This is a genomic window from Salipiger sp. HF18, assembly GCF_011806505.1.
Taxonomy (GTDB): domain Bacteria; phylum Pseudomonadota; class Alphaproteobacteria; order Rhodobacterales; family Rhodobacteraceae; genus Salipiger; species Salipiger thiooxidans.
The window spans coordinates 1-4,421 of the sequence record NZ_JAATOS010000335.1 but is presented as its reverse complement, the minus strand read 5'-3'; the positions used below and the strand labels follow the sequence as shown (position 1 = coordinate 4,421).

Genomic DNA, 4,421 nt, shown 5'->3' with positions numbered 1-4,421 from the left:
TCGAGGGGCTGGTGCACGCTACGCTCATCGCCTACCCGCGCTACCGCGACCCGGTGACCGGCCTGCCCTGCCCGGTCGAGGTCGTGGCCGACCGGCTCGAAGCAGGCCACATCCCCCGCGCAGGGCCCCTGAACCGCAGCCTGTCGAAGCTGCAGGGGCTGCTCGCCGGTCACGCCCACCTCTGGCGCTGACACATCCGGGCGCGGCCCTTGTCGATCCCCGCCGTGACTGCGATAACGTCTCCCCAAGTGCCAGGGCCGCGATCACCGCGCCCGCAATCTGGAGACACGACATGCTGAAAGGTTTGGGCGGACTTGGCGACATGGCCAAGATGATGAAGGCCGCGCAGGAAATGCAGGGCAAGATGACCCAGCTTCAGGAAGACCTGAAGACGATGGAAGTCACCGGCGAGTCCGGAGCCGGCCTGGTCAAGGCCACGGCCTCGGCCAAGGGCGAGCTGCGCGCGCTCGATATCGATCCGTCGATCTTCAACGCCGACGACAAGGAAGTGGTCGAGGACCTGATCCTCGCCGCGGTGAAGGACGCGCAGGCCAAGGCGCAGGAGCGCGCGCAGGAGGAAATGCAGAAGCTCACTTCCGAGATGGGCCTGCCCGCGGACATGAAGCTGCCGTTCTGATCCGTCAGGCACAGGCATGACGACCGGCCCGCGGGGCCGGTCCGGACGGGGCCCCTGCGGGGGCTCTGAGAACGCCGGAGCGAGATCCGGCAAGACCTCCGGCACCCTCGAGGGACCCCCACATTGTCCGACCGCAACGAGATCGACGCGCTGATCGACCTGATGGCCCGCCTGCCCGGTCTCGGACCGCGCTCGGCGCGTCGGGCGGTGCTGCACCTCATCCGCAAGCGCGCACTGCTGCTGCAGCCGCTTGCCGATGCCATGGGCGCCGTCGCCACAAGCGCCCGCGAATGCCTCAACTGCGGCAATGTCGGCACCGCCGAGATCTGCCCGATCTGCGCCGACGAGCGCCGCGGCAACGGCCAGCTCTGCGTGGTCGAGGACGTGGCCGATCTCTGGGCGATGGAGCGCTCGGGCGTCTTCAAGGGCCGCTACCACGTGCTGGGCGGCACGCTCTCGGCGCTCGATTCCGTCGGCCCCGAAGAGCTGCGCATCCCGCAGCTCGTGCACCGTGTCGAGACCGAGGCGATCACCGAGGTCATCCTCGCGCTCAACGCCACCGTCGACGGCCAGACCACCGCGCATTACATCGCCGACCAGCTCGAGACGCGCGTCGAGCTGACTTCGCTGGCGCAGGGGGTGCCGATCGGGGGCGAGCTCGACTACCTTGACGATGGCACGATCACCGCGGCGCTGAACGCCCGCAAACGGATCTGACCGTTTTTCCTTTTGTCTCAAACTTGTTGCGGAGGCAGGCCAGTCCGCGCGGGATTTCGACCATCGCGAGGCAGGCGTCGTGGCCGGCTGCGGGCTCTGCATTGGCGGGCTCTCGGTCTTCCTCGGCTACGGCGGCGGCAAGAGCGAACTCTACGAAGGCGACGGCGACACCGCGCTCAAGCTGTCGGCAAACCTGTTGTTCCGAGCCCTCTCGACCAGTAGGAGCCACCCTGAGACCCGATCTCCGGGCCGTTTCCAGTCAGACCCACGCCACAAAGAAAAAGGCGCCCCGCCAGAGCGGAGCGCCTTTTGTCATTCGGTGAGCGACGGTCTCCTCTACGGGGATCGTCGCTGTCGTCATCCTCGTCATCGTCGTCCCCGCCGGCGGGCAGGTTGAAGAAGCTGTCCGCATCCGAGAAGTCGCTCGGGCCCTTGTGGTCGTCCTCGTCGTCGTCGCCACGCGGATCGGAGAGCGAGAAGGTCTCGAGCCCTTCGATCGCGGTCGGCAGGCGCGGCTCGGTGTCCATGCCGAGGCTCTGCTCGGTCGAGACCAGTTTGCGACGCTCGTCGTCGGTCATCACCTCTTCGCGGTTCTTCGCGGCCTTGGCGACGGCGCCGTCAAGCTCGGACTGGCGGCAGAGGCCCAGCGCAACCGGGTCGATTGGCTGCATGTTCTGGATGTTCCAGTGGGTGCGCTCGCGGATCGACTGGATGGTCGGCTTGGTGGTGCCGACGAGCTTCGAGATCTGGCCGTCCGTGAGTTCCGGGTGGAACTTCACCAGCCACAGGATTGCGTTCGGGCGGTCCTGACGCTTGGACAGCGGGGTGTAGCGCGGGCCGCGGCGCTTGTCCTCGTCGACAGCGGCGGCGTTGTACTTGAGCTTCAGCTTGTGCATCGGGTTCTTCTCGGCCTTGTCGATCTCCGACTGCTCGAGCTGGTTGTTGCCGACCGGGTCGAAGCCCTTGACGCCGGCAGCCACGTCTCCGTCCGCGATGCCCTGCACCTCGAGCTCGTGCATGCCGGTAAGATCGGCGATCTGCTTGAAGGTCAGTGTGGTGTTGTCGACCAGCCAGACGGCGGTCGCCTTGGGGTGCAGCAGTTTGGCCATGTCACGTCTCCTTGCAATTCTTCTCCCCCGCTCCCAGGCCGTCTTCTGGGCCGGGAGGTCCCGAATCTTCTTCGGGACAGGTTACCGTTGTCGGGGAACTTCCGGCCTATATAGTGGCGCCCGAGCCAAGAGGAAAGAGAAAATGCGCTGGCTGGTTGCCCTGCTCTTGACGGTATCACTTGCCCGTGCTGATGGCGAGGAATCCGGCGCGTTCGACTATTACGTCCTGTCGCTGAGCTGGTCCCCCACATGGTGCGCCCTCGAAGGCGATGCGCGCGACGCCGAGCAATGCGACGCCGCGCATGGCTGGATCCTGCACGGGCTCTGGCCGCAGTACCACCGCGGCTACCCTGCCTTCTGCCCGACGTCCGCACCGCCGCCGGCACGCTGGGAAACCGCCGGAATGGCCGACATCATGGGCAGCGGCGGCCTCGCGTGGCACCAGTGGAAGAAGCACGGAACCTGCTCCGGCCTCGCGGCGGGCGACTACTTCCGCCTCGCCCGCACCGCCTTCGGCAACGTCACCCGCCCCGAGGTCTTCCGCAAGCTGCAGGCGCCGGTGACGCTGCCAGCGGCGCTGGTCGAGGAGGCGTTCATAGCCGAGAACCCGGGGCTCGAGCCGGACATGCTGACTGTGACCTGCGACGCGGGCCGCATCGAGGAGGTGCGGATCTGCCTCTCGAAGGGACTCGACCCGGTGCCCTGCGGCAGCGACGTGGTCAAGGACTGCACGCTCGGCAGCGCCCTGCTCGACCCGGTGCGCTGACTTCGCGACGGCCCGCGCCCGAGCCCCTGCACGAAGATAAGGCTGCGCCGCGCGCGCGGTTGCTCTGCGACAGAATAACCCCCCGCCGCGCCGCGGAACTTCGCCTTTCGGGGCTTTCCCGGACGGGCGAGTCTGCGCATAGTCGCCCGCAGGAGTGAGATCAGGGAGGAGACACCATGGGATGGAGGGAGAAGGAAACCGGACTCGGGAGATGCGAAGCGAACTACGTTCCGCTGACGCCGCTGTCGTTCCTGCACCGGGCGCGGCAGGTCTATCCCGACCACATGGCGGTGGTCTACGGCCCGCACCGCAAGACCTACACCGAGTACCACGAGCGCGTCTCCCGCCTTGCCTCGGCGCTCACCAAGATCGGGGTGGAGCCCGGCGACGTGGTCGCCACGATCCTGCCCAACATCCCCGCGCAGGCCGAGGCCCACTTCGGCGTGCCCGCCTGCGGCGCGGTGCTGAACGCCATCAACACCCGGCTCGACATCGACACCATCGCCTACATCCTCGACCACGGCGAGGCCAAGGTGGTGCTCTGCGACCCGCAGTTCATCCCCCATCTCGCCGAGGCGATGGAGCGGATGGAGCAGGACCCGCCCACCGTCATCGAGGTCGCCGACCCGCACGGCGGCGCCAAGGCCTTTGGTGACTACCTCGAATACGAGGATTTCCTCGCCACCGGCGACCCGCATTTCACGTGGATCATGCCCGAGGACGAGTGGGAGAGCCTCGCGCTCAACTACACCTCCGGCACCACCGGTCGGCCCAAGGGCGTGGTCTACCACCACCGCGGCGCCTACCTGAACGCCATGGGACAGGTGCTGAGCTGGCGCATGGTGCTGCACCCGGTCTACCTGACCATCGTGCCGCTCTTCCACTGCAACGGCTGGTGCCACACCTGGATGATGCCCGCGGTCGGCGGCACCGTGGTCTGCTGCCGGGACATCGCCGCGCACAACATCTACGACGCCATCGCCGACGAGGGCGTAACCCATTTCGGCGGCGCGCCCATCGTGCTCAACATGATCGTCAACGCCCGCGAAGAGGAGAAGCGCAGCTTCGAGCACGTGGTCGAGGTGTTCACCGCCGGTGCCCCGCCCGCGCCCGCGACGCTCGCCAAGATCGAGACCATGGGCTTCAACGTCACCCAGGTCTACGGGCTGACCGAGACCTACGGGCCCGACGT

Annotated in this window: 5 protein-coding genes and 1 pseudogene; 5 read left to right on the top strand and 1 reads right to left on the bottom strand. The window is 67.3% G+C overall.

Features of this window, described 5'->3' with window-relative positions:
• The 3 genes from HC022_RS19890 to recR form a co-directional block, all read left to right on the top strand.
• On the top strand, positions 1 to 191 hold a 191-nt coding region (locus HC022_RS19890; protein WP_167453581.1), incomplete at its 5' end, for a hypothetical protein.
• Positions 192 to 292: 101 nt separating this feature from the next.
• The gene (locus tag HC022_RS19885) at positions 293 to 637 is read left to right on the top strand and encodes a YbaB/EbfC family nucleoid-associated protein (RefSeq protein ID WP_008884730.1); all 345 of its coding nucleotides are present in this window, start codon (positions 293 to 295) and stop codon (positions 635 to 637) included.
• Between the two features lie 123 nt (positions 638 to 760).
• On the top strand, positions 761 to 1,354 hold the full coding sequence (gene recR, locus HC022_RS19880) for a recombination mediator RecR (RefSeq protein ID WP_008883923.1): 594 nt from the start codon (positions 761 to 763) through the stop codon (positions 1,352 to 1,354).
• Between the two features lie 338 nt (positions 1,355 to 1,692).
• Here the strand turns inward: recR and HC022_RS19875 are convergent.
• Positions 1,693 to 2,463: pseudogene (locus tag HC022_RS19875) on the bottom strand (DUF1013 domain-containing protein); the annotation flags it as partial.
• 142 nt (positions 2,464 to 2,605) lie between these two features.
• On the opposite strand from HC022_RS19875, the gene HC022_RS19870 reads away from it, so the two are divergent.
• Together HC022_RS19870 and HC022_RS19865 are read left to right on the top strand one after the other, a co-directional pair.
• Positions 2,606 to 3,229, top strand: coding sequence for a ribonuclease T2 (locus tag HC022_RS19870; RefSeq protein WP_167453580.1), 624 nt, complete (start codon positions 2,606 to 2,608; stop codon positions 3,227 to 3,229).
• 176 nt (positions 3,230 to 3,405) lie between these two features.
• Positions 3,406 to 4,421: AMP-binding protein (locus HC022_RS19865; RefSeq protein WP_167453579.1), on the top strand; the 1,016-nt coding region annotated here is incomplete at its 3' end.